The following is a 22,766-nucleotide window of genomic DNA, read 5'->3' on the forward strand; positions in this document are numbered from 1 at the left end:
CCTCTCCGCTTAAACGGTTGCAATGGAAACAGGGAAGCGCGCGATGACGGACAAAGACACAGTACAGGGGCCACGGTTCAAGCGCGTCCTGCTGAAGCTGTCCGGTGAAGCCCTGATGGGCGAAGAGAATTATGGCATCTCCCCGGTCGTTGTCGATCGTATCGCAACCGAGGTCGCGCTGGCCCGCGAAGAAGGCTTCGAGCTGTGCCTTGTCGTCGGCGGCGGCAACATCTTTCGCGGTCTGGCGGCGGCGGCCAAAGGCTTCGACCGTGCGTCGGCCGATTACATGGGCATGCTGGCGACCGTGATGAATGCGCTCGCCGTCCAGAACGCTCTGGAACAGAAGGGCGTGCCGACCCGGGTGCAGTCGGCGATCCCGATGGCAAGCGTCTGCGAACCCTACATCCGCCGCCGCGCAACCCGGCACATGGAAAAGGCCGGGTGGTGATTTTCGCAGCCGGCACCGGCAATCCGTTCTTCACGACCGATACGGCGTCCGCGCTGCGCGCCGCCGAAATGGGCTGCGACGCCTTGCTGAAAGGCACGCAGGTGGATGGCGTATACACGGCGGACCCGCGCAGGATCCGGCCGCCCGGCGCTACCGGACGCTCGACTTCACGCGTGTGCTGGCCGACAACCTGCAGGTGATGGATGCATCGGCCGTCGCGCTGTGCCGCGACAACAACATCCCGATCGTGGTGTTCTCGATTCATGAGCACGGCAATCTGGTGCGCGTGCTCAAGGGCGAGGGCACGTCCACGATTGTCGACAACAATGTGGAAACCCTGGTCGCGGCATAACGCGCCAGAGCAGATTAGGAATTCAGTCATGAGCGGATACGACAAGAACGATCTGGAACGCCGCATGCGCGGGGCGCTTGAGACCCTGAAGGGCGATCTCTCGGGTCTGCGCACCGGCCGGGCCAGCACGTCGCTGCTCGACCCCGTTGTCGTCGACGTCTATGGCGCCGCCATGCCGCTCAATCAGGTCGCGACCGTCACCGCGCCGGAGCCGCGCATGCTGATGGTCCAGGTGTGGGACCGCTCGAATGCGGCCGCGGTCGACAAGGCGATCCGCGCGGCGGGTCTCGGGCTGAACCCCATCACCGAAGGCCAGTCCATCCGGCTGCCGATCCCGGACCTCACCGAGGAGCGCCGCAAGGAGCTCGCCAAGCTGGCAACCCAGTATGCGGAGCGTGCGCGCGTCGCCATCCGCAACGTGCGTCGCGATGGCCTGGATGCGCTGAAGAAGGCGGAGAAGGACGGCGACATCGGGCAGGACGACCACAAGCGCCAGGCCGACGAGGTCCAGAAGCTGACCGACAAGCTGATCGCCGAGGTCGATGCTGCAACAGTCGCCAAGGAAAAGGAAATCCTGGGCAAGTGAACAAGGCGGGCGCGATGCCGATGGCCGAGTCTGGAAGCCTGCGGACACCTCGGCATGTCGCCATCATCATGGACGGCAACGGGCGCTGGGCGAAAAACGTCTGCTGCCGCGTTTGGCCGGCCACCGCCAGGGCGCGGAAGCCGTGCGGCGCACGGTACGCGCCTGCATCGATCGCGGCATAGGCTACCTGACGATTTATGCGTTCTCGTCCGAGAACTGGAAGCGCCCGGCGGATGAGGTCGACGATCTCATGGGCCTGCTGCGCCACTATCTGCGCAACGAGATCGCCGAGCTGCATCGCAACGGCGTGCGTGTGCGCTTCATCGGCGATACGGCCAGTCTGGCACCGGACCTGCGCGCCCTGGTCGATGAGGCCCGGACCGGCACAGCGGACAATACGGCGCTGACCCTGGTGATCGCGCTCAATTACGGCGGGCAGGCGGAACTGGTGCGCGCCGTGCGCAGCGTCGCCGCCGATGTTGCCGCCGGCCGCCTGTCGATCGAGGCCATTGACGAGACCTGCCTTTCGGGGCCTCGATACGGCAGGGATGCCGGACCCAGACCTCGTCATCCGGACCTCCGGCGAACAGCGGCTATCCAACTTCATGCTCTGGCAGGCCGCCTATGCGGAGCTGGTTTTCCTCGAGTGCCTGTGGCCTGACTTCAACGAGGCGACGCTCGATGAAGCGCTGGAGGAATTTGCGGCCCGGGAGCGGCGATTTGGCGGTCGCTGATCCCGAACGCTCCTCCTTGCGCGGCGAACTGAAGGCCCGGATCGTCGCGGGCGTCTTCCTGGCGGCAATCACGATCGGCGCGGTTCTGGTCGGCGGCTTTGCGTTTTCCGCGTGGGTCGCCATTGGCGCGGCTTTGGTCTTCAGCGAGTGGGCGGATATGACCGGCCTCAGCGAACGCGAGCCGATGGTCAAGGCTTTGGCGCTTGCCGTCCTGGCCGTGACGCTGGCGCTGGGAGCGACGGGCTTCTTCATGCTCGGCGTCATCCTGAGCGGCCTCGGCGCGTCGCTCCTGTCCTTGCCCTACACGCGCGCGCCGGCCTTGATGCACCGCTGGGTGGGGGCGGGGCTGATCTACGCCGCCTTGCCGGCGCTGGCCTTGATCTGGCTGCGCGACGGCGAGGGCGGCATGGCGCGGGTGCTCTGGCTGCTGGCCGTGGTCTGGAGTACCGATATCGGCGGCTATGTGTTCGGCCGCTGGCTCGGTGGCCCGAAAATGGCGCCGCGCCTCAGCCCGAACAAGACCTGGGCCGGATTTGTCGGCAGCATGGTTTTGCCCTGGCGGCGGGGCTTGCGCGCGCTTTTCGGACGCGCAAGGCTATATTCCGCCGCTGATCGCCGCTGTGGCCCTTGCAGTTGTCGCCGTTATGGGTGACCTAGGCGAATCCGCGCTGAAACGTGGGTTCGGGGTGAAGAATTCAGGGTCGATCATCCCCGGGCATGGCGGCGTGATGGATCGAGTGGACGGTTTGCTGGTGGCGGCCCCGGTTTTCGCCTTGGCGCTGCAGATCGAATCGTGGCTGATGCGAGTGAATGGATAGAGAATGCGCTCAGTAACAATTCTTGGGGCAACCGGATCGATCGGACGCTCGACGCTCGATCTGATCGACCGCAATCCGGATCGATACAGTTGCGTCGCGCTGACGGCGCAAAGCAACGTTGACGCGCTGGCGCAGGCCGCCAAGCGCAGCCGCGCCAAGCTCGCCGTGATTGGTGACGAAAGCCGATATGCTGCGCTCAAGGAAGCCTTGTCCGGTACGGGCATCGAGGCTGCGGCCGGTTCCGACGCCATTATCGAGGCGGCCGAACGTCCGAGCGATATCGTCATGGCGGCGATCGTCGGCGCTGCCGGCCTGCGCCCGGCGCTGGCGGCGCTGGAGCGCGGCGCGACCCTGGCGCTTGCCAACAAGGAATGCCTGGTCTGCGCCGGGGATGTCGTCACCACGGTCGCGCGCCGCCATGGCGGGCGGCTGTTGCCGGTCGATTCCGAGCACAACGCCATCTACCAGGTATTCGACTTCGAGCGTCCGGAGCGCGTCTCCCGCGTGATCCTCACGGCCTCGGGCGGCCCGTTCCGCACCTGGGCGCTGGAGGACATGCGTGCGGTGACGCCAGAGCAGGCGGTCAATCACCCGGTGTGGTCCATGGGGCGAAAATCTCCATCGACTCCGCAACGCTGATGAACAAGGGGCTTGAAGTCATCGAGGCCAGCCACCTGTTCCCGGTCTCGCATGACCGGTTCCAGGTCATCGTCCACCCGCAGTCGGTCGTGCATTCGATGGTGGAGTATGTCGACGGCTCGGTGCTGGCGCAGATGGGCACGCCGGACATGCGCACCCCGATCGCCTACACTCTGGCGTATCCTGAGCGTCTGGAGACGCCCTGCCGGCGACTGGATCTGGCGGATGTCGGCAAGCTTACCTTCGAGTCGCCGGATTTCACGCGCTTTCCGGCGCTGAATCTGGCGCTCTCGGCGCTGCGCGATGGCGGAACGGCGCCGGCCGTGCTCAATGCGGCCAATGAAGTTGCGGTGCAGGCCTTTCTCGACCGGCGCATCCGGTTCCTCGATATTGCCGCCATCGTCGCCGAGGTCCTGTCCGGAATGCCATGCGAGGACGCCATGGACCTTGAGACGGTTCTGGCGGCGGACGGCGAGGCGCGGCGCCGCGCCGAACTGGCCGTCGTCGCCATGGGAGTAGCGTGATGTCGACACTGGCCGCCCCGGTTTCCTGAGCAGCGCTCTGTGGTTCCTGGTGGTCCTGGGGCCGCTGGTGTTCGTGCATGAACTCGGGCACTATCTTGCGGCGCGGTTGTTTCGCATCAGGATCGACGGCTTCTCGATCGGCTTTGGCCCGGAGATTTTCGGGTGGACCGACAAGCATCGTACCCGCTGGCGCATCTCCGTACTGCCGCTGGGCGGGTATGTGAAATTCGCCGGCGACATGAACGCGGCGAGCCAGCCCGATCCCGAGGCGGCGCGCCTCAGCCCCGCAGAGCGTGAGAGGCTGTTCCAGTTCAAGCCGATCTGGCAGCGCGCGGTGGTCGTGGCGGCGGGGCCCATGATCAACTTCGCGTTCGCCATTCTGATTTTCGCCGCGCTCTTCACGACGGTCGGGCAGCCCTACACCGTTCCCAAGGTTGCCGGCATCGTGCCGAACAGCGCCGCGCAGGCGGCGGGCATCAAGCCCGGGGATATGATCGTACGCCTTGAGGGGCAGAGCGTTCGGCGGTTCGAGGACATCATCAACGTCATCGCCATCAACCCCGGTCACCCACTGAACATGACCATCGCGCGAGATGGTCGCCAGATCGACCTCAGTATCACCCCGCGCCGGGTCGAGGAGCGGGACCGCTTCGGCAATGTCTATGAACGCGGTTTGATCGGCCTGCAGGCTACGGGTCGGGACGTGATCCGGCTCAACCCATTCCAGGCGGTCGGCGCTGCGACGGCGCAGACCCTGGCATTGACCAAGTCCATGGCGACGACGCTCTGGCAGATCGTCAGCGGACGCCGCGCCGTGACCGAACTGGGTGGGCCGCTGAAAATCGCCGACTACTCAGGGCAGAGCGCAGCGCTCGGCCTGGTGCCACTGGTCACGTTCATCGCGCTGATTTCGATCAACCTTGGCTTCGTGAATCTGCTGCCGGTGCCGATGCTTGACGGTGGGCATCTGGTTCTTTACGCGATTGAGGGCGTTCGAGGCCGCCCGGTCAGTCCGAAAGTACTTGAATGGTCGTTCCGCACAGGCTTGGCGCTGGTGCTTTCATTGATGCTGTTTCTTACCGTCAACGATCTGGCGTCGTTCGGGGTTTGGAACACGCTGGCACGGATTTTCAGCTAGACATGATACACGGCATCGCGACGCGCTCCCGCAGCCTTCCTTGTTCGAGCCGCCGTCTGACCCGCGTGCTGGCGGCCCTTGCGGTCGGGTGCTGCTTGCCGGCGGTCGACGCCTACGCGCAGCAGGCCGGTCCGCAGGTGCCTGCGCCCCAAAACCCTGCGCCGAGTGTGCAGGAGCAGAGTGCGGCACCCGCGCAGTCGCTCGGCGTCATCCGTTCGATCCTGGTGACCGGCAACGAGCGCCTGGAGCCGGAAACCGTGCGCTCCTACATCGATTTGCGGGTCGGCGCGCAGTATGATCGGGAAGCGCTGGATATCGCGCTCAAGAAACTCTACGGCACCGACCTGTTCGCGGATGTCACCATCCGTGATGACTCCGGGTTCTGACCATCAACGTCAAGGAAAACCCGGTCATCAACCGCATTCTCTTCGAGGGCAACAAGCGGCAGAAAATCGACAAGCTGCAGGAAGAAGTGCGTCTGGCCCCGGCAGATCTACACGCGTTCGAAAGTGCGCGCCGATGTGTCCCGCATTATCGAGCTCTACCGGCGCTCGGGGCGGTTCGCGGCGACCATCGATCCCAAGGTCATCCGCCTGCCGCAGAATCGGGTGGACCTGGTGTTCGAGATCAACGAAGGCCCGAAGTCGAAGGTCCGGCAGATCAACTTCCTTGGGAACCGGGCCTTTTCCGACGGCAAGCTGCGCGGCGAGATCGCCACGCGCCAGGCGCGCTGGTACCGCTTCTTCTCATCGAACGACTCCTACGATCCGGACCGTACGGCCTTCGACCGGGAGAAGCTGCGGCAATATTATCTGACCAACGGCTACGCGGACTTCCGGGTTGTCTCCGCGACGTCGGAACTGGCGCCGGACCTTGAAAACTTCTTCCAGACCTTCGTGGTGGAGGAGGGTGAGAAATACGAATTCGGCGCAATCGAGGTCGACAGTAAAATCCGCGACCTCAAGTCGGAAAACCTGAAACAGCTTGTTGCCATCAAGCCTGGCCAGCAATTCAACGCCAAGCGCGTGGAAGATACCAGCGAGCTGCTGACCCAGACTGCCGGCCTCTTCGGCTACGCGTTCGCCGATGTTCGTCCGCGCTTCGACCGTGACCGCGAAAACCGCAAGATGAACATTACGTTCGTCGTCAACGAGGCACCGCGCGTCTATGTCGAGCGCATCAACATCAACGGCAACGTGCAGACCGAAGATAAGGTGATCCGCCGCGAATTCCGGCTCGCCGAGGGCGATGCGTTCAACAGCTTCAAGGTCAACCGCTCGCGTGACCGCATCCGCTCGCTTGGCTATTTCCAGGAGGATGTCGACATCGAGCAGAAGCCGGGCAGCACGCCGGACCGTGTGGTGCTCGAGGTCAATGTCGAGGAAAAATCGACCGGCCAATTGCAGTTGGGCGCGGGCTTTTCCAGCCTTGAGAGCTTTCTGTTCGACGCCTCGATCAGCCAGAGCAACTTCCTCGGCAAGGGGCAGGATGTCCGGCTGGGCTTTACCTTGTCGAGCTTCCGCAACGAACTGGACCTGAGTTTCACGGAACCCGCGTTCCTCGGCCGTAATCTTTCCGCCGGCCTCGATGTGTTCCGGCGCGACTTCAATAGCTTCCGCTTCACCGGCAACAACGACCGCGACACGACCTACGAGGAAGTCTCCATCGGCGGCTCCGCGCGGCTCGGCTTCCCGATCACGGAATACTGGAGCCTCGGGCTGCGGTATCGCCTGTCGACGACCCGTACCTCGCTTGATCAGAGCATCTACTTTACGAACGGCACCTGCAACCTGTTCCTGGCCGGTGCCTTTTGTGCGATCTTGTCGGCAACGACGCGTCGTCCAACCGGCTGACCTCCTCGGCGGGCCTTACGATCGCTTACAGCAGCCTGAACAGCTTCGAGCGGCCGACCCGTGGTCAGCGGTTCGTCTTCACGGAAGATGTCGCGGGCCTTGGCGGCGATGTGAAATATCTGCGCACATCCGTGGATTACGATCATTATTTCACGTTGCCATACAACTTCGTGCTGCGCCTTGGCGCCGAGGGCGGCCACGTCATCGGCTTCGGCGGCGACAATGTGCGGATCACCGACCGCTACTTCCTCGGCTCGCCGCGTTTCCGCGGGTTCCGCATCCGCGGCGTCGGCCCACGCTCGGAGCGGACCTGTCTGAATAGCGCGCTTTGCGGCGTGCCGACCGGGACGCAGGTCGACGACTCGATCGGCGGCAAAATCTATTACCTCTCGAGCGCGGAAGTCGATCTGCCGCTGGGGTCCGCCGTCAACGAACTCGGCCTGCGCACATCGGCCTATGTCGATGCCGGGGCCGTCTTCGGCATCGATCAGCCGGATCGTCGCCTGGACGACCTCGCCGCGCTTGGCGTGAGCGAAGAGGTGCTTGGCGACACGCCAGCACCGCGCGTGTCCGTCGGCATCGGCGTCTCATGGAAGTCTCCGTTCGGACCATTTCGTATTGACGTCGCCCGCGCGCTCATCAAGAGAGACGGCGATCAGCCGGAAATTTTCCAGTTCAACGTAGGGACTCAGTTCTAGATATGAAGAAGAGCACTATCGCGCTGGCGCTTGGCGTCATGATCGCCACGAGCGGTGCCGCACTTGCGCAGCAGGGCGGCCTGCTGATCGTCGACATGAACCAGGTGGTTCGGGACTCGGCGGCGTTCAAGGCGGCGCAACCGCAGATCCAGGCGCGCGCCAAGCAGATCGAAGATCGCCGCAACGGCTATCAAGCCCAGTTCACCAAGGAAGCCAGTGACCTGCAGGAGCAGGCACGCTCCGGTGTCGCGACCGAAGACGTCCTGCGGCCCAAGCAGCAGGACCTGCAGAAACGCGCGAATGCGGCTGAGGACGAGCTGAAGCGCCAGGCTGTCGAACTACAGCGCAGCGACCGTTACGTCGTCGAGCAAATCCTGGACGAGGTCGACAAGATTTCAGCGGAAATCCAGAAGACCCGCGGTGCCGCCGCCGTGCTGCGCGCGGAAGCAACCGTCAGCCATACCGAATCGATGGATATCACGAAGCAGGTCCTGCAGGCGCTCAACCAGCGCAAGCCGACGGTCTCGCTGACCCCGCCGCCGGAGGCCGCCGCGCCGCAAGCGGCCGCTCCGGCGAAGAAGAACTGAGACGATGAGCGGGGGCGGTGTCCGGATTTGACATCCGGCGGATCATGGATTTGATCCCGCATCGCTTCCCCATGCTCCTGGTGGATCGGGTCGAGTCCCATGAACCCGATGTGTCTTTGACTGCGGTCAAGGGCGTCACCATGAATGAGCCGTTCTTTGCCGGGCATTTCCGGGGCGGCCGATCATGCCGGGCGTCCTGATCGTCGAGGCGCTGGCGCAGGCCGCGGCCATTCACGCCATGCTGTCGATGGGGCAGGAGGCTGAGGACAAGCTGGTCTACTTCATGTCGATCGACGGCGCCAAGTTCCGCCATCCCGTGGAGCCTGGCTGCCTGCTGCGCCTGCATGTCACGCAGCAACACGTGCGCGCGCGCGTGCGCCGGTATCGTGGCGTCGCGACCGTCGAAGACCAGTCGATGGCCGAGGCGGAATTCACCGCCATGATCGCGGACCGCCCTGCCGCCTGAAGCGTTCCGTCGATCGGATCCGAAACCGCTCTGGCGCATTTCATCAAGCTGTCATTGGCGCTATTCGCCGCTGTGTGGCATTATTGCCGCATGGAAAAGCCCGCGCTCTTGCCTGCAGTCTTTCTGCTTTGTTGCGCATCAGACACGGTAGCCGCCCAGACGCGGCCGGCACCGGATCTGATCGCCAAGGTGCGGGACGGCAATGGCGCCGAACTGGGCGAGGCGACCCTGACGCCAGCCCCCAAGGGTGTTCTGCTGGAGGTTCGCCTCAAAGGCCTGCCCCCGGGCCGCGCGGTCTGCACCTTCATGGCGCGGCTGAGTGTCGTCCGCCCAATTTCATCGCCAGCGGCCCGCATCAAAACGGCGAGGCGCGCAACCACGGCTTTCTCGCGCCGACTGGCTATCATACCGGCGATCTGCCGAACCTCTTTGTCGGGTCGGACGGCATTGCGCAGATGGACGCTTTTCTGCCGGGTGCCGGGCTGACGCCGGGGCAGAAGGGGCAATTGTGGGGAAAAGGGGTCAGTATCGTCGTCAAGTCAGCGGCGGACGACTATCTCAGCGACCCGACCGGCAACAGCGGGGCCCGGCTGGCGTGCGGCGTGTTCGTCGCACCGGCCACGCTCGCGGATGCGGACCTGGCGCGCCGGGAAGCGGAATTGGCCCAGCGCGAGGCAGAGCTGGCGCGCAAGGAGGCGGAATTGCAGGCGCGGGCGGCGAGCACGCCACAGCCGGCCGCCACGCCTGAGCCCGCGCTACCGTCTGCCCCGGCGGAGACTGCCGCAGGCTTGCCGGCCGCGCCGCAACCGGCCGCAGTGCCCGCCGGTGCGACCGTTCCACCAACCGGTGCGCAGATCATCAAGCCGGATGCAGGCAACGCCGTGCCATCCACGCTGAGTTCGCCGCAGGCACCCTCGATCAAGCGCGGACCGCTGCAGGTACCGGAAGATTCGGATGCGCCGCATTCCGGCAACGACGGTCAGCCGTGAGCCGTAGCTAGGGCCTGATCACTTTAGGTTGAACCACGCGTCATCGCGAGGCAGAGTAGTGGGTCATTTTGAATAAACCGCTCGTGGTTCGTCCAAGCTCACCACGAGCGGTCTTTACAGCCTGCTCCATGAAGATCGGGATGGTGATCCCATACAATGTCATCAGATTCCAGACCATGATCGTTTCAGATTGAATCACTTTTGCGACGCAATCAAAAACGGGAAGGGTCTAAAGCCAGCGGCGGACCCGGCGGCAATAGTCGGCGTAGTCCTTGCCGAATACGGTCAGGAGGTGCATTTCTTCGCGCTGGATCGCCCGGGTCTGGATGAGCGCGATGACCACGGGAAGCAGGAGCGCTGCCCCCAGGCTCGCGCGGGTGATCGCCACGCCGCTGTAGAACAGCGCCATTCCCAGATACATCGGGTTGCGGGTGTAGCGGTAGATGCCCTCGGTCACCAGCGCACGTGCCGGCTTCCAGGGCTCGACCGGCGTTTTCGCGCGTCGGAAACGGATGACGCCGGCCGCGATCACGCCCGATCCAGCGAGCATCAGCGCGCCGCCGAGCAGGGAGGCTGCCAGTGCTGGCAAGGGCAGGGCGGCAGCGCCGCCAGGCGATCCAGGAGCAGCCCCAGCATCATGCAACCGATTACCCAAACCGGTGGCGGCAGATGCACGCCGGGGCCGGGATGCGAGTGGAACCGCATGCTGCAGCAATCAGGTGTTGTCGAGGAAGCTGCGCATCTTGCGCGAGCGCGACGGGTGCTTGAGCTTGCGCAGTGCCTTCGCCTCGATCTGGCGGATACGCTCGCGGGTCACGCTGAACTGCTGGCCGACTTCCTCCAGCGTATGGTCGGTGTTCATGCCGATACCGAAGCGCATGCGCAGCACCCGCTCTTCGCGCGGGGTCAGCGAGGCCAGCACCCGGGTGACGGTTTCCTTGAGGTTGGCGTGGATCGCATGGTCGAGCGGGATGATCGCGTTCTTGTCCTCGATGAAGTCGCCGAGGTGGCTGTCCTCCTCGTCGCCGATCGGCGTCTCGAGGCTGATCGGTTCCTTGGCGATTTTCATCACCTTGCGCACCTTCTCCAGCGGCATGGAGAGGCGCTCGGCCAGTTCCTCGGCGTTGGCTCGCGGCCGATCTCGTGCAGGATCTGGCGCGAGGTGCGCACCAGCTTGTTGATCGTCTCGATCATGTGCACCGGGATGCGGATGGTGCGCGCCTGATCGGCGATCGAGCGGGTGATCGCCTGCCGGATCCACCAGGTCGCGTAGGTCGAGAACTTGTAGCCGCGCCGGTACTCGAACTTGTCGACCGCCTTCATCAGGCCGATGTTGCCTTCCTGGATGAGGTCCAGGAACTGCAGGCCGCGGTTGGTGTATTTCTTGGCGATGGAAATGACGAGGCGCAGGTTGGCCTCCACCATTTCCTTCTTGGCGATGCGCGCTTCACGCTCGCCCTTCTGCACCATGGTGACGATGCGGCGGAATTCTTCGAGGTCGACACCGGTCATGTCGGCGACTTCGCGGATCTGGCTCTGAATGGCGTGGACCGCCGTACGCTCCGTGGCGGCAAAATTCGCCCAGGTTTTGCCCAGCCCGCCACGCGGTCCAGCCAGCCGTCCTCCAGCTCATTGCCGAGATAGGCGTCAAGGAAGCCCTTGCGCGGAATCTTGTAGCGCTCGGCAAGACGCAGAAGCTGGCCGCCGAGCGACATGAGGCGGCGATTCAGCCCGTAAAGCTGGTCGACCATCATCTCGATCTTGGCGTTGTTGAAGTGCACTTCCTGCACCAGCGCGGTCAGCTCGCCGCGCAGCTTCTGGTACTTGCGCTCCTGCTGCGCACCGAAGTCCTCGTTCTGCTTCATCGCCAGCAGGCGCGCGTCCTGCAGCTTGGCGAACTTCAGGTGCAGGGTGGTGATGGCGGCGAATTTTTCAAGCGCCTGAGGCTTGAGTGTCTCCTCCATCTGGGCGAGCGACATGGTATTGTCGTCCTCGTCCTCTTCGAAGCTGGGGCGCGGTGCCCGGCGCTCGGTGTAATTCTCCTCGTCGTCCTCTTCGGCGGGCGGCGTTTCCTCGGCCTCTTCCGGCTCGTCTTCCTTGTAGGCGACCTGGGGCAGGTCCGAGTCCTCGCCGTTCTCCACCTGCTCGACCGTCGGTTCCTTACCGAGCATGGCGTCGAGGTCGAGCACTTCACGCAGCAGCATGGTGCCGGCGTTCATCGCCTCGGCCCATTCGATGATCGCCTGAAAGGTCAGCGGGCTTTCGCACAGCCCGGCGATCATGGTGTTGCGGCCGGCCTCGATGCGCTTGGCGATGGCGATCTCGCCCTCGCGACTCAAGAGCTCGACGGCCCATCTCGCGCAGGTACATGCGCACCGGGTCGTCGGTACGATCGAGCGCGGTTTCCTTCTTGGTCGGCACCGCCGGTTCGGCATCGAACGAGAGGTCCGAATCAAGCTCGGCTTCGTCCTCCTCGGGGCCTTGCCGCGCGTCTCCGGCTCGGCATCTTCCGACAGCGCAGGGTCGTCCGCCTCGACCACATTGATGCCCATCTCGGACAGCATGGTCATGACGTCCTCGATCTGCTCGGAGGACATCTGCTCCTGCGGCAGGGCGGCGTTCAATTCGTCGTAGGTGATGTAGCCGCGCTCCTTGGCGCGGGCGATCATGCGCCGTACGGTTGCCTCCGAGACTTCGCCAGCCGGTGCGTCGCCGCCGTCTTCCGTATTTTCTTCCGGCCGTTCGGCTTCCGTCTTCTTGACCATGGGCTGTCCCTTGCTTGTCCCCGAAGGCGGCCTGCAGATGCCTGCCGCCCGAACTCGATCCAGGCCGCCTGCGCGGCGCTTTCAGCGCTGCGTGCGGCCTCCAGTGCCTGCAAGGCGTCTTCGTCCATCTGTTGCTGGCAGGTGTGCGTCGCCTGCTCCAGCGCCTGACGGGCTTCGTTCAGCCGGATGGTGAGATCGACCGCCGCCACGAAATCCTGTTCGGCCGCGCGAGCCTCGGCTGGCGCGTTGAACGAAAACGAAGGCGCTGTTGGTTGCGCACCTGTGCGATGAGCCCGCCAAAACCCGATTGCGTTAAATTGTGTTCAAGCCGCCCTTTGTCAAGCACAGCCGATTCGTCCGCCGATTCGGAGGCATACTGCGCTGATTCTGCCACAAGATCGAGCGCCGAATCGAGCACGGCCTGCCAAAGATGGTCCATATCCGGCTGGCCGAAGCGCAGCATGCTCAGCCGCTCCGCGTGATCTGCCGCCCAGGCGGGGTTGTCGAGCAGCGCGTTGAGCAGCGCCAGCGGCACATCCTGCTGCGGACCGTTCGCGCGGATGGCGCTGCTCGGCATGGCCGGTCCCGTGCGCAGGGCATGCATTTCATCAAAGCGCTGGCGAAAGTCCTCCATGTAGCTGCGTCGTACCAGCGGATTCGCAATCGACTGTGCATGCGCGCGCATCTGCTGGCGGAACGCCGCGCGCCGTTCCGGGGTGCTCATGTCGGCCGCCTGGAGTTCGGTGCGCCAGAGCAGGTCAACGAGTGGCTGGCGGCGATCAGCAAGCGCCTGGAAGGCCGGCGCACCGCCAGTGCGCACCACATCGTCCGGATCCTGACCCGGTGGCAGATTGACGAAGCTGAGGCTTTTGCCCGGCTCCAGCAAGGGCAGGGCGCGCAGGGCGGCCCGCAGGCTGGCGCGCTGGCCGGCCGAGTCGCCGTCGAAGCAGAGAGTCGGCTCGGCGGCGACACGCCAGAGCAGGCGCATCTGCTCCTCGGTCAGGGCCGTGCCAAGCGGTGCCACCGCATGGACGATGCCGGCCTGCGCCAGGGCAATCACGTCCATATAGCCCTCGACCGCGAGGATCTGCCCGGACTTGCGGGCCATGGGCCCGGCGCGATCGAAGTTGAACAGGGTGCGGCCTTTGTCGAACAGCGGGGTATCCGGTGAATTGAGGTATTTCGGTTCGCCCGGCCCAAGCAGCCGGCCGCCGAACGCGATGACCGCACCGCGCGGGTCCCGGATTGGGAACATCACCCGGCCGCGGAACCGATCGTAAGGGGTTTTCTCCTCGACGGCGATCAGCAGTCCCGCCTCGACCAGGGCGTCTGCGCTTGCCCCTTGCGCCATCAGCGCAGACTTCAGCGCGCTGCGCGAGTCGGGTGCAAAGCCCAGCCCGAAGTCGCGGATCGTCTCAGGGGCGAGGCCCCTGCGGAGAGGTATGCCCGGGCGTCCGCGCCCGCGATCCCCTGCAGCTGATCGGCGAACCAGCCTTGCGCTGCAGCGAGGATCGCCCGCAGCCCCTCAAGCCGGGCGGTGCGGGCTTTGTCCTCGGCGGTCTCGCGCGGCAGCTCCAGCCCGACGGATGTCGCAAGCTCCTCAACCGCCTCGCGGAACCCGCGCCCCTCGGCCTCGCACAGAAAGCGCACGGCATCGCCATGGGCGCCGCAGCCGAAGCAGTGATAAAAGCCCTTCTCGTCGTTGACGTAAAAGCTCGGACTTTTCTCGTTATGGAAGGGACACAGACCCTTCCATTCCCGCCCGGCCCGCATGAGGCGCACCTTGCGCCCCACCACCTCGTGCAGGGCGATGCGGGCGCGTATCTCATCCAGAAAGGCGGGAGAGAATGCCATGGCCGGGCTTAACCGGCCAGCGCCGCCTTCACCAGCGCGTTGGCGGTGCTCATGTCCATCTGGCCGGCGTAGCGCGCCTTCAGCGCCGCCATCACCTTGCCCATATCCTTGACCGAGCTGGCACCAAGCTCCGCCACCAGCGCCTTGATCGCGTCGGTTGCCGCCGCCTCATCCATCTGCTTGGGCAGAAACTGCTCGATGACCGCAATTTCGGCGCGCTCGGCATCCGCCAGTTCGGGACGGTTGCCCTGCTCGTAGAGCGCCACCGACTCGCGCCGCTGCTTGATCATCTTCTGCAGCACATCGGCGATCATGGCGTCCTCGGCCGGGGAGCCAGGCTCGGGGCTGTGCCGGTCCGCAGCTCGATGTCCTTGTTCTTGATGGCGGCCTGCACCATCCGGAGCGTGCCGGTCGCTTTTTCGTCCTTCGCCTTCATGGCCGTCACGAGGGCCTGCTTGATCGCATCGCGCAGCATGGAATTCGCCTTTACGGAAAGCTGAAACTTTAATCGCATCTTGCTGCGAGGGCAATCGGAATTTTTGAATTAAACTATTGAAAATACGTGTGAAATTTTTGTACCATCTGGTGTTGACGTCAGGCGTGACAGTCCTTAACAACGCGCCAATTTGCCCGGACCCTCCCGGCGATCCCACAGAAAGGTTCCAGCCCCGTGACCCGCGACGACGACCGACCGCGTGCGCCCGCTGCACACCGCCCGACCGCTGCGCTGGTGTTTGCTGATGGGGCCGTGATCTGGGGCAGGGTGCTGGCGCGGTCGGCGCGCGGGTCGGCGAGCTTTGCTTCAACACCGCGATGACCGGCTATCAGGAAATCCTGACCGACCCGAGCTACGCCGGGCAGATCATCGCCTTCACCTTCCCGCATATCGGCAATGTCGGCGCCAATCCGCAGGACGTCGAGGCGATCACGCCGTTCGCGCTTGGATGCGTTCTGCGCGAACCGATCACCCAGCCGTCCAACCACCGCAGCGTCCAGCATTTCGATGCCTGGCTGAAAAGCTACGATCTGCCGGCGATCACGGGTGTCGACACCCGGGCGCTGACCCGGCGCATCCGTGCCGGCGGTGCGCCGACCGTCGTGCTTGCGCACGCGCCGGATGGCGTCTTCGATCTGCCGGCGCTGGCGGAGATGGCGCGCGCCTGGCCGGGGCTTGAGGGCATGGACCTGGCGAAGGACGTCTGGCAGCGGCAGACGAGCACGTGGGAGCAGGGCCTGTGGTCCTTGCAAGGCGGCTTCAGCACGCCCGACATGGCCGGACGCCCGCACTGCGTCGCGGTGGACTATGGCGCCAAGCGCAACATCCTGCGCAATCTGGTCAGCGCCGGCTTCCGGGTCACCGTCGTGCCGGGCGATACCAGCGCCGCAGACATTCTGGCGCTGGCGCCGGATGCCATCTTCCTGTCAAACGGCCCGGGCGATCCGGCGGCGACCGGCACCTACGCAATCCCGATCATTCAGACGCTGCTCCAGACCGGCAAGCCCATCTTCGGCATCTGCCTCGGGCATCAGCTGCTGGGGCTGGCCGCTGGCGGGCGCACCTACAAGATGCTGCAGGGTCATCGCGGCGCCAACCACCCGGTCAAGGAACTGGCGAGCGGCAAGGTCGAGATCACCAGCATGAACCATGGCTTTGCAGTCGACGCCGAGAGCCTGCCAGCCAATGTGAAGCCAACGCACGTCAGCCTGTTCGACGGCACGCTGTGCGGGCTGGCCTGGACTGACAGGCCGGTGTTCGCCGTGCAGCACCACCCCGAGGCGTCGCCCGGCCCGCAGGACAGCTTCTACCTGTTCCGGCGCTTCCGGGAGCTTGTGGCGTGAGGCTGATCCACAACGACCCCAAGGAGCAGGTGGCGCGTGGGCTGGAGCAGCTGCGCGACCTTGTGAGCAGCGGCGCCGACCTGACCGCGCCGCGCATGGCGACCCATGGCTTTTCCGGCGATACCGATGCCCTGGAGGCGCTGGGGTATGCGCTCAGACAATCGGGCTATCAGGTCGAGCCGGTCGAGGATGGTGAGTTGACGGCACGCGCCTACGGGGTCGTGGACGAGCCCTGGCTGCGCGAGGCGATGGTCATCCTCTGCCGCGTCGCCGACCGTTTTTCCGTGCAATACGAAGGCTGGACCGCCGCCGATGACCCCAAGACGGTGAACTGATGCCGCATTTTGAAATGGATCGATACTGAGCTATGCCCAAACGCACTGACATTTCCTCGATCCTGGTCATCGGGGCCGGTCCGATCATCATCGGTCAGGCCTGCGAGTTCGACTATTCCGGCACGCAGGCGATCAAGGCGCTGAAGGCGGAGGGTTACCGGATCGTCCTGGTCAATTCCAACCCGGCGACGATCATGACCGATCCCGATCTGGCGGATGCCACCTACATCGAGCCGATCACCCCGAGATCGTTGCGAAGATCATCGAGGCGGAGCGCCCGGATGCCGTGCTGCCGACCATGGGTGGGCAGACGGCGTTGAACACGGCGCTGGCCCTGGCGCGCAACGGCACGCTGGAGAAATTCGGCTGCGTGATGATCGGTGCAGACGCCGAGGCCATCGATAAGGCGGAAGACCGGCAGAAGTTCAAGGCCGCTATGGAGAAGATCGGCCTGGAGAGCGCGCGTTCTGCCATCGCCCACAGTGAGGAGGAGGCGCTGGCGGGGCTCGAGAAGGTTGGGCTTCCTGCAATCATCCGGCCCTCGTTCACACTGGGCGGCACGGGCGGCGGGGTCGCCTACAGCCGCGAGGAGTTTCTGGAGATCGTCCGCAAGGGACTGGACGCCTCGCCGACCACCGAGGTGCTGATCGAGGAGTCGCTGCTCGGCTGGAAGGAATATGAGATGGAAGTCGTGCGCGACCGCGCCGACAATGCCATCATCGTCTGCTCGATTGAAAACGTGGACCCGATGGGCATTCATACCGGCGACTCGATCACGGTCGCGCCGGCGCTTACGCTCACCGACCGCGAATACCAGGTGATGCGCAACGCCTCGATTGCCGTGCTGCGCGAAATCGGCGTCGAGACCGGCGGCTCGAACGTGCAGTTCGCGGTCAACCCGGCGGATGGTCGCCTGATCGTCATCGAGATGAACCCGCGGGTCTCGCGCTCGTCGGCCCTGGCGTCCAAGGCCACCGGTTTTCCGATCGCCAAGGTCGCAGCCAAGCTGGCGGTCGGCTACACGCTGGACGAGATCATGAACGACATCACCGGCGTGACCCCGGCGTCGTTCGAGCCGACCATCGATTATGTGGTCACCAAAATTCCGCGCTTCGCGTTCGAGAAGTTCAAGGACACCGACCCGACGCTGACGACCGCCATGAAATCAGTCGGCGAGGTGATGGCGATCGGCCGCTCGTTCGCCGAGTCCGTGCAGAAGGCGCTGCGCGGTCTTGAGACCGGGCTGACCGGCTTCGACGAGGTCGATATCCCCGAGGGCGAGCCGGCCATGGATGCCGCGCTGGCGGCCTTCTCGCCGGGGCGCATCCTGGTTGCAGCGGAGGCGCTGCGGCGCGGCTACACTGTCGAGCGCGTCTGCGAGATCACCCGCTTCGATCCGTGGTTCGTTCGTCAGTTCGCCGGGATTGTGGAAGCGGAAGCCCAGGTGCGCGCGCAGGGTCTGCCGAGCGACGCCGATGCGCTGCGCCGCCTGAAGGCGATGGGCTTCTCCGATGCGCGGCTGGGGCTGCTCACCGGTCGTGGCGAGGCGGCGGTGGCTGCGCACCGGCGCGGACTGGGCGTAACGCCGGTCTACAAGCGGATCGACACCTGCGCGGCCGAGTTCGATGCCCGCACGCCCTACATGTATTCGACCTACGAGGCGCCGGCGTTCGGCGCGCCGGAGTGCGAATCCCAGCCGACGGACGCGCGCAAGATCGCGATCCTTGGCGGCGGCCCGAACCGCATCGGCCAGGGCATCGAATTCGACTATTGCTGCTGCCATGCCTGCTTTGCGTTGTCCGACGCAGGGTTCGAGACCATCATGGTCAACTGCAACCCCGAGACCGTCTCGACCGACTATGACACTTCGGATCGCCTCTATTTCGAGCCGCTGACCGCCGAGGACGTGGTCGAGCTGCTGCGCGTCGAGCAGCGCGCCGGTGCCTTGCTGGGCGTCATCGTGCAGTTCGGCGGCCAGACCCCACTGAAGCTGGCGCAGGCGCTGGAAGATGCGGGCATTCCCATCCTCGGCACGTCGCCGGACGCCATCGATCTCGCGGAAGACCGGGAGCGTTTCGCCGCCCTGGTGGCCTCTCTCGGCTCAGGCAGCCGGAGAACGGTCTTGCCCGTTCGGCGGAAGAAGCGAGCCTGGTTGCAGCGCGGGTCGGCTACCCGGTGCTCATGCGGCCATCCTACGTGCTGGGCGGGCGGGCGATGGAGATCGTCGAGTCCGACGCGCAGCTTCAGCGCTACATCCGGGAGGCGGTCAAGGTTTCGGGTGATTCCCCGTGCTGATCGATCGCTACCTGCGCGATGCCATCGAAGTGGATGTCGACGCGGTGGCTGATGGCCAGACCGTATTCGTCGCCGGCGTCATGCAGCACATCGAGGAAGCCGGGGTGCACTCGGGCGACAGCGCCTGCTCGTTGCCGCCCTACAGCCTCGATGCGGCCATCGTCGCAGAACTGGAGGCGCAGACGGCGAAACTGGCCATGGCGCTGAACGTGCGCGGCCTGATGAACGTGCAGTTCGCGGTCAAGGACGGGGTGATCTACCTGCTGGAAGTGAACCCGCGCGCCTCGCGCACCGTGCCCTTCGTCGCCAAGGCGACCGGCGTGCCGGTGGCGAAGCTCGCCGCCCGGGTGATGGCGGGCGAGACGGTCGAGAGCCTGCGGCCGCCGTGGCGCGCGCTGAGGCACATCGCGGTCAAGGAGGCGGTGTTCCCGTTCGCCCGCTTCCCCGGCGTCGACCCTGTCCTCGGGCCGGAAATGAAATCTACCGGCGAGGTGATGGGGATCGACGTCCGGTTCGAGGAAGCGTTCTACAAGAGCCAGCTCGGCGCCGGTGCCCACCTGCCGACCGCGGGTTCCGTGTTCATCTCGGTCAGGACAGCGACAAGGCCGGCATGATCGCGCCGGTGCGCGACCTGCTGGCGGCGGGTTTTGAAGTCATCGCGACCGACGGTACGGCGGAATATCTCTCCGGGCAGGGCTGAACGTTGGCCGGGTCAACAAGGTGGCGCAAGGTGCGCCGCATGTGGTCGATTACCTGAAGCAGGGCCGGTACAGCCTGATGTTCAATACCACTGAAGGCGCGCAGGCGCTGGAGGACAGCCGCTCCATCCGTGCAGCGGCACTGGGCGCAAAAGTGCCCTACTACACAACGGCCGAGGCAGCGCAGGTCGCGGTGCGCGCCATCCTGACCCTGCGTGCCGATGCGCTGACTGTGCGTGCCTTGCAAAACTATCATCAATGATTATTCTGGTGGCTCGCCTGTAGCAGTGACGGACGTCGGACGGTCTCTCTGCCGTTTGAAATCCTGCTGTTGTGTCTGGCGGTTCAGAAGTTTGAGGATACTGAGTCATGGCGAGCGCTGAAAAACTGCCGATGCTGATGTCTGGCTTCGAGACTCTGCAGTCGGACCTGCACAGGCTGAAGACCGTGGATCGTCCAGGCGTGGTCGAGGCGATCGAGGAAGCGCGTGCTCACGGCGACCTGTCGGAGAATGCGGAGTACCACGCCGCCAAGGAACGTCAGGGCCAGATCGAAGCAATGATCGCCGAGTTCGAGGATCGGCTGAGCCGTGCACAGGTCATCGACCCGACCCGGCTGTCCGGCAGCAAGGTCGTGTTCGGAGGAACCGTCAGCTTGATTGACGAAGACGACAAGACGGTGGTCTATCAGATCGTCGGCCAGTACGAGGCGGACGCGAAGTCCGGCCGCATTTCCTACACCTCCCCGCTGGGGCGCCCTGATCGGGCGGCAGGTCGGCGACGAGGTGGAGGTCATGACCCCTCCGGCGAAAAATACTATGAAATCGCCAAGGTCGAATTCAAATAAGGCTTTGGCTGAAAGAATTGATCGAGACGGTTAGCGCGACTTCACCTTTTTAAGCCGCGCCTTGCTACCCATGATCCAGATCGATTTTTTGGTTTGGAGTAGCATATGTTCGTGGCTTCGTCGGCATTCACGGATCGTCTGAAGGGTCTCAAGGCACCAGCCTTGAACATGCAGGCGTTTGCGGATGCGAAGATATCTAAGAAGGTCTGGATCAGCTACGGCGCGATGATCGCCGTGATCGCTGGCGTCGCCGGCTTCTCCGTCTGGAACCTGAACACGGCTGCCTCCTCCTTGCTCCAGACCTCCACGCTGAGCGTCAAAGCAGAGAAGATTACCGAAAACCGCGTCCAGGGCCTGCAGGTCCAGAATCAGATCAAGGCGTTCGTGATCTCGAAGGACCAGAAGCTGGTCGAGAGGACAAAGACGCTCATCAAGGCGACCGACAAGGCGCTGAACGACTCGCGCAGTACGCTGGAGGCGCTGGGCAAAGCCCAGGATGTCGACAAAGCCCATAAGCTGGTGTCGGCGCTTGACAAGGACTTCACGACCATCGTCAGCAGTCAGGCGCAGATCAACAAGATCGCCGAAGCGCAGATCTATGTCGTCGGGCCTCAGCTCAGCGCGCTGCTGGAGGAAATCGCCCAGGCAAGCTTCGAGCAGCGCAATCTTGCCGCGGCCAAGGCATCCAGCCAGGCCTCGGCGACCTACCTTCGCAGTCGTATTGACGCCAACCGCTTCCTGTCGGACGGCAGCAAGGAAGCGGCAGAGGGTGCGCGCAATCAATTGCTGGACCTCGAAGACCAGCTGAACGGCCTCTACGATGTCGTGAAGGACCCGGCCTTGGTCGCCAAGGCTGACGAGGTAATCGGCAAGATTGTCGATTATTCGGATGGTTTCAAGACGATCGTCAAGCTCACGAATGAGCGCAACGCGGCAGTTGACCGCATCCTCATGCAGACCAGCCCTGAGCTGCAGAAGGCGATGGCCAGCATGTCCGGCGCGATCAGTGAAAAGAGCCTGGGCGGCATCAAGGATGGCGTTGCCAGCGCCAATGGCGGCCGCTTCATCGCGATCATCGCCATGCTCGCCGGCATCGTGATGGCGATCGGGGCCGTTCTGGCAACCATCCGCCTGATCGCCAAGCCGATCACCGATATGGCTGGTGCCATGAACAAGCTGAGCCGCGGCGACAACAACATCGAGATCACCGGCACCGAGCGGGCGGACGAAATCGGCGAAATGGCCAAGGCGGTTCAGGTGTTCAAGGAGAACGCCATCGCCATGGACGCGCTGCGTGCCGAGCAGGAGCAGGCGCGCATCGAGAAGGAAGAGGCGGAGCGCCGCCGGATGGAAGACCAGCGCGCAGCAGAAATTGCGCAGCGTGAGCGCGACGAAGCCGAGCGTGTCCGCGCCGAGCAGGAAAAGCGCCACACGATGAACGAGCTGGCCAACAGCTTCGAATCGAGTGTGAAGCACATCGTCGAGGTCGTGGCGGATGCCGCTCGCAAGATTCAGGGTGGCGCGGAGATGGCGTCGCACACTGCCCAGACCAGCATCGGCATTACCGCAGGCGTGGCGGCGGCCGCCGAACAGGCCAGCGCCAACGTCTCCACGGTCGCAAGCGCAACCGAAGAAATGAGCAAGTCGATCGCGGAAGTCGCCGGTCGCGTGGTCGAATCGTCCCGGATCGCCGAGCGTGCCGTGCAGCGGGCGCAGCGCACGGACCAGATCGTGGCCGGTCTCTCGACCGACGCCCAGAAGATCGGCGAGGTTGTCGAACTCATCCAGAATATCGCGGAGCAGACCAACCTGCTGGCACTCAACGCCACCATCGAGGCGGCGCGCGCTGGCGAGGCGGGTCGCGGCTTTGCGGTTGTGGCCTCGGAAGTCAAATCACTGGCTGGCCAGACCGCCCGCGCGACGGAGGAGATCGCCCAGCAGATCGCCTCGATCCAGACCGTCACCACGGAAGCTGTGAGCGCCATCTCGGATATCCGCGATATCATTCGCGACATGAACGAGATTTCGGCCGTCGTCGCCGCTGCGGTCGAGCAGCAGTCGGTCACCACCACGGAAATCTCCCGCAACACCCAGCAGGCGGCGACCGGCACCCTCGAAGTCGCCCAGAACATCCTGCAGGTACGTGAAGGCGTGGATGCGACTGGTTCTGCAGCGCTCGAGTCGCTGCAATCCGCGGCAGAACTCACCGAACAGGCCGCGCGCCTGGAAGAGCAGGTCAACCTGTTCCTGGATCGCGTCCGCGCCGCGTAACGGATACGCCAGAGCCTGACGACATTTGATG

The 22,766-nt window shown here is 64.5% G+C and carries 12 protein-coding genes and 10 pseudogenes; 16 read left to right on the plus strand and 6 right to left on the minus strand.

The window, feature by feature from the left end:
- Positions 1-43 precede the first annotated feature (43 nt).
- The 11 genes and pseudogenes from pyrH (at position 44) to E6W36_RS13790 (ending at position 9,832) form a co-directional block, all read left to right on the plus strand.
- Positions 44-800: pseudogene (gene pyrH, locus E6W36_RS13745) on the plus strand (UMP kinase).
- A 28-nt stretch (positions 801-828) separates the two neighbouring features.
- Positions 829-1,386: a ribosome recycling factor gene (gene frr / locus E6W36_RS13750; protein ID WP_222872953.1), complete on the plus strand. Its 558-nt coding sequence runs from the start codon at positions 829-831 to the stop codon at positions 1,384-1,386.
- Between the two features lie 20 nt (positions 1,387-1,406).
- Positions 1,407-2,120, plus strand: a pseudogene (locus E6W36_RS13755) (isoprenyl transferase).
- Positions 2,068-2,938, plus strand: a pseudogene (locus tag E6W36_RS13760) (phosphatidate cytidylyltransferase). Before E6W36_RS13755 ends, E6W36_RS13760 begins: the two co-directional pseudogenes overlap by 53 nt.
- Positions 2,939-2,941: 3 nt before the next feature.
- A pseudogene (locus tag E6W36_RS23625) lies at positions 2,942-3,558 on the plus strand (1-deoxy-D-xylulose-5-phosphate reductoisomerase); the annotation flags it as partial.
- Positions 3,559-3,576: 18 nt separating this feature from the next.
- Entirely contained in the window at positions 3,577-4,101 is a 525-nt protein-coding gene (locus E6W36_RS23630) for a hypothetical protein (RefSeq protein ID WP_425459740.1), read from the plus strand.
- A gap of 49 nt (positions 4,102-4,150) precedes the next feature.
- On the plus strand, positions 4,151-5,239 hold the full coding sequence (gene rseP, locus E6W36_RS13770) for an RIP metalloprotease RseP (protein WP_246047738.1): 1,089 nt from the start codon (positions 4,151-4,153) through the stop codon (positions 5,237-5,239).
- Positions 5,240-5,241: 2 nt separating this feature from the next.
- A pseudogene (bamA, locus tag E6W36_RS23635) lies at positions 5,242-7,790 on the plus strand (outer membrane protein assembly factor BamA).
- 2 nt (positions 7,791-7,792) lie between these two features.
- Positions 7,793-8,377: an OmpH/Skp family outer membrane protein gene (locus E6W36_RS13780; RefSeq protein ID WP_222872955.1), complete on the plus strand. Its 585-nt coding sequence runs from the start codon at positions 7,793-7,795 to the stop codon at positions 8,375-8,377.
- Between the two features lie 44 nt (positions 8,378-8,421).
- A pseudogene (gene fabZ, locus E6W36_RS13785) lies at positions 8,422-8,843 on the plus strand (3-hydroxyacyl-ACP dehydratase FabZ).
- 74 nt (positions 8,844-8,917) lie between these two features.
- Complete coding sequence (locus tag E6W36_RS13790; protein ID WP_246047740.1) at positions 8,918-9,832, plus strand: superoxide dismutase family protein; 915 nt, start codon at positions 8,918-8,920, stop codon at positions 9,830-9,832.
- A 229-nt stretch (positions 9,833-10,061) separates the two neighbouring features.
- On the opposite strand, the gene E6W36_RS13795 is transcribed toward E6W36_RS13790, so the two are convergent.
- From E6W36_RS13795 to E6W36_RS13815, 6 genes and pseudogenes are all read right to left on the minus strand, one after another.
- Entirely contained in the window at positions 10,062-10,421 is a 360-nt protein-coding gene (locus E6W36_RS13795) for a methyltransferase family protein (protein ID WP_222872957.1), read from the minus strand.
- Positions 10,422-10,547: 126 nt separating this feature from the next.
- A pseudogene (gene rpoD / locus E6W36_RS13800) lies at positions 10,548-12,597 on the minus strand (RNA polymerase sigma factor RpoD).
- Positions 12,498-12,806: a hypothetical protein gene (locus tag E6W36_RS13805; protein WP_222872958.1), complete on the minus strand. Its 309-nt coding sequence runs from the start codon at positions 12,804-12,806 to the stop codon at positions 12,498-12,500. The pseudogene rpoD and the gene E6W36_RS13805 overlap by 100 nt, the downstream one beginning before the upstream one ends.
- Positions 12,776-14,041, minus strand: a complete 1,266-nt coding sequence (locus E6W36_RS13810; protein ID WP_342776891.1) for a DNA primase — start codon at positions 14,039-14,041, stop codon at positions 12,776-12,778. The genes E6W36_RS13805 and E6W36_RS13810 overlap by 31 nt, the downstream gene beginning before the upstream one ends.
- Positions 13,960-14,451: a CHC2 zinc finger domain-containing protein gene (locus E6W36_RS19410; protein WP_246047741.1), complete on the minus strand. Its 492-nt coding sequence runs from the start codon at positions 14,449-14,451 to the stop codon at positions 13,960-13,962. Before E6W36_RS19410 ends, E6W36_RS13810 begins: the two co-directional genes overlap by 82 nt.
- An 8-nt stretch (positions 14,452-14,459) precedes the next feature.
- Positions 14,460-14,926 (minus strand): annotated as a pseudogene (locus tag E6W36_RS13815) (GatB/YqeY domain-containing protein).
- 252 nt (positions 14,927-15,178) lie between these two features.
- On the opposite strand from E6W36_RS13815, the pseudogene carA reads away from it, so the two are divergent.
- From carA to E6W36_RS13840, 5 genes and pseudogenes are all read left to right on the plus strand, one after another.
- Positions 15,179-16,290: pseudogene (gene carA, locus E6W36_RS13820) on the plus strand (glutamine-hydrolyzing carbamoyl-phosphate synthase small subunit).
- The gene (locus tag E6W36_RS13825; RefSeq protein ID WP_222872959.1) at positions 16,287-16,625 is read left to right on the plus strand and encodes a ribonuclease E inhibitor RraB; all 339 of its coding nucleotides are present in this window, start codon (positions 16,287-16,289) and stop codon (positions 16,623-16,625) included. The pseudogene carA and the gene E6W36_RS13825 overlap by 4 nt, the downstream one beginning before the upstream one ends.
- Positions 16,626-16,657: 32 nt before the next feature.
- Positions 16,658-19,880 (plus strand): annotated as a pseudogene (gene carB / locus E6W36_RS13830) (carbamoyl-phosphate synthase large subunit).
- Between the two features lie 107 nt (positions 19,881-19,987).
- Positions 19,988-20,464, plus strand: a complete 477-nt coding sequence (greA, locus tag E6W36_RS13835; RefSeq protein WP_246047743.1) for a transcription elongation factor GreA — start codon at positions 19,988-19,990, stop codon at positions 20,462-20,464.
- Between the two features lie 105 nt (positions 20,465-20,569).
- Positions 20,570-22,735 (plus strand): methyl-accepting chemotaxis protein, encoded by a 2,166-nt coding sequence (locus E6W36_RS13840; protein WP_222872960.1) that lies wholly within the window; start codon positions 20,570-20,572, stop codon positions 22,733-22,735.
- Positions 22,736-22,766 lie beyond the last annotated feature (31 nt).

This window comes from Hankyongella ginsenosidimutans (genome assembly GCF_005144965.1).
Classification (GTDB): Bacteria; Pseudomonadota; Alphaproteobacteria; order Sphingomonadales; family Sphingomonadaceae; genus Hankyongella; species Hankyongella ginsenosidimutans.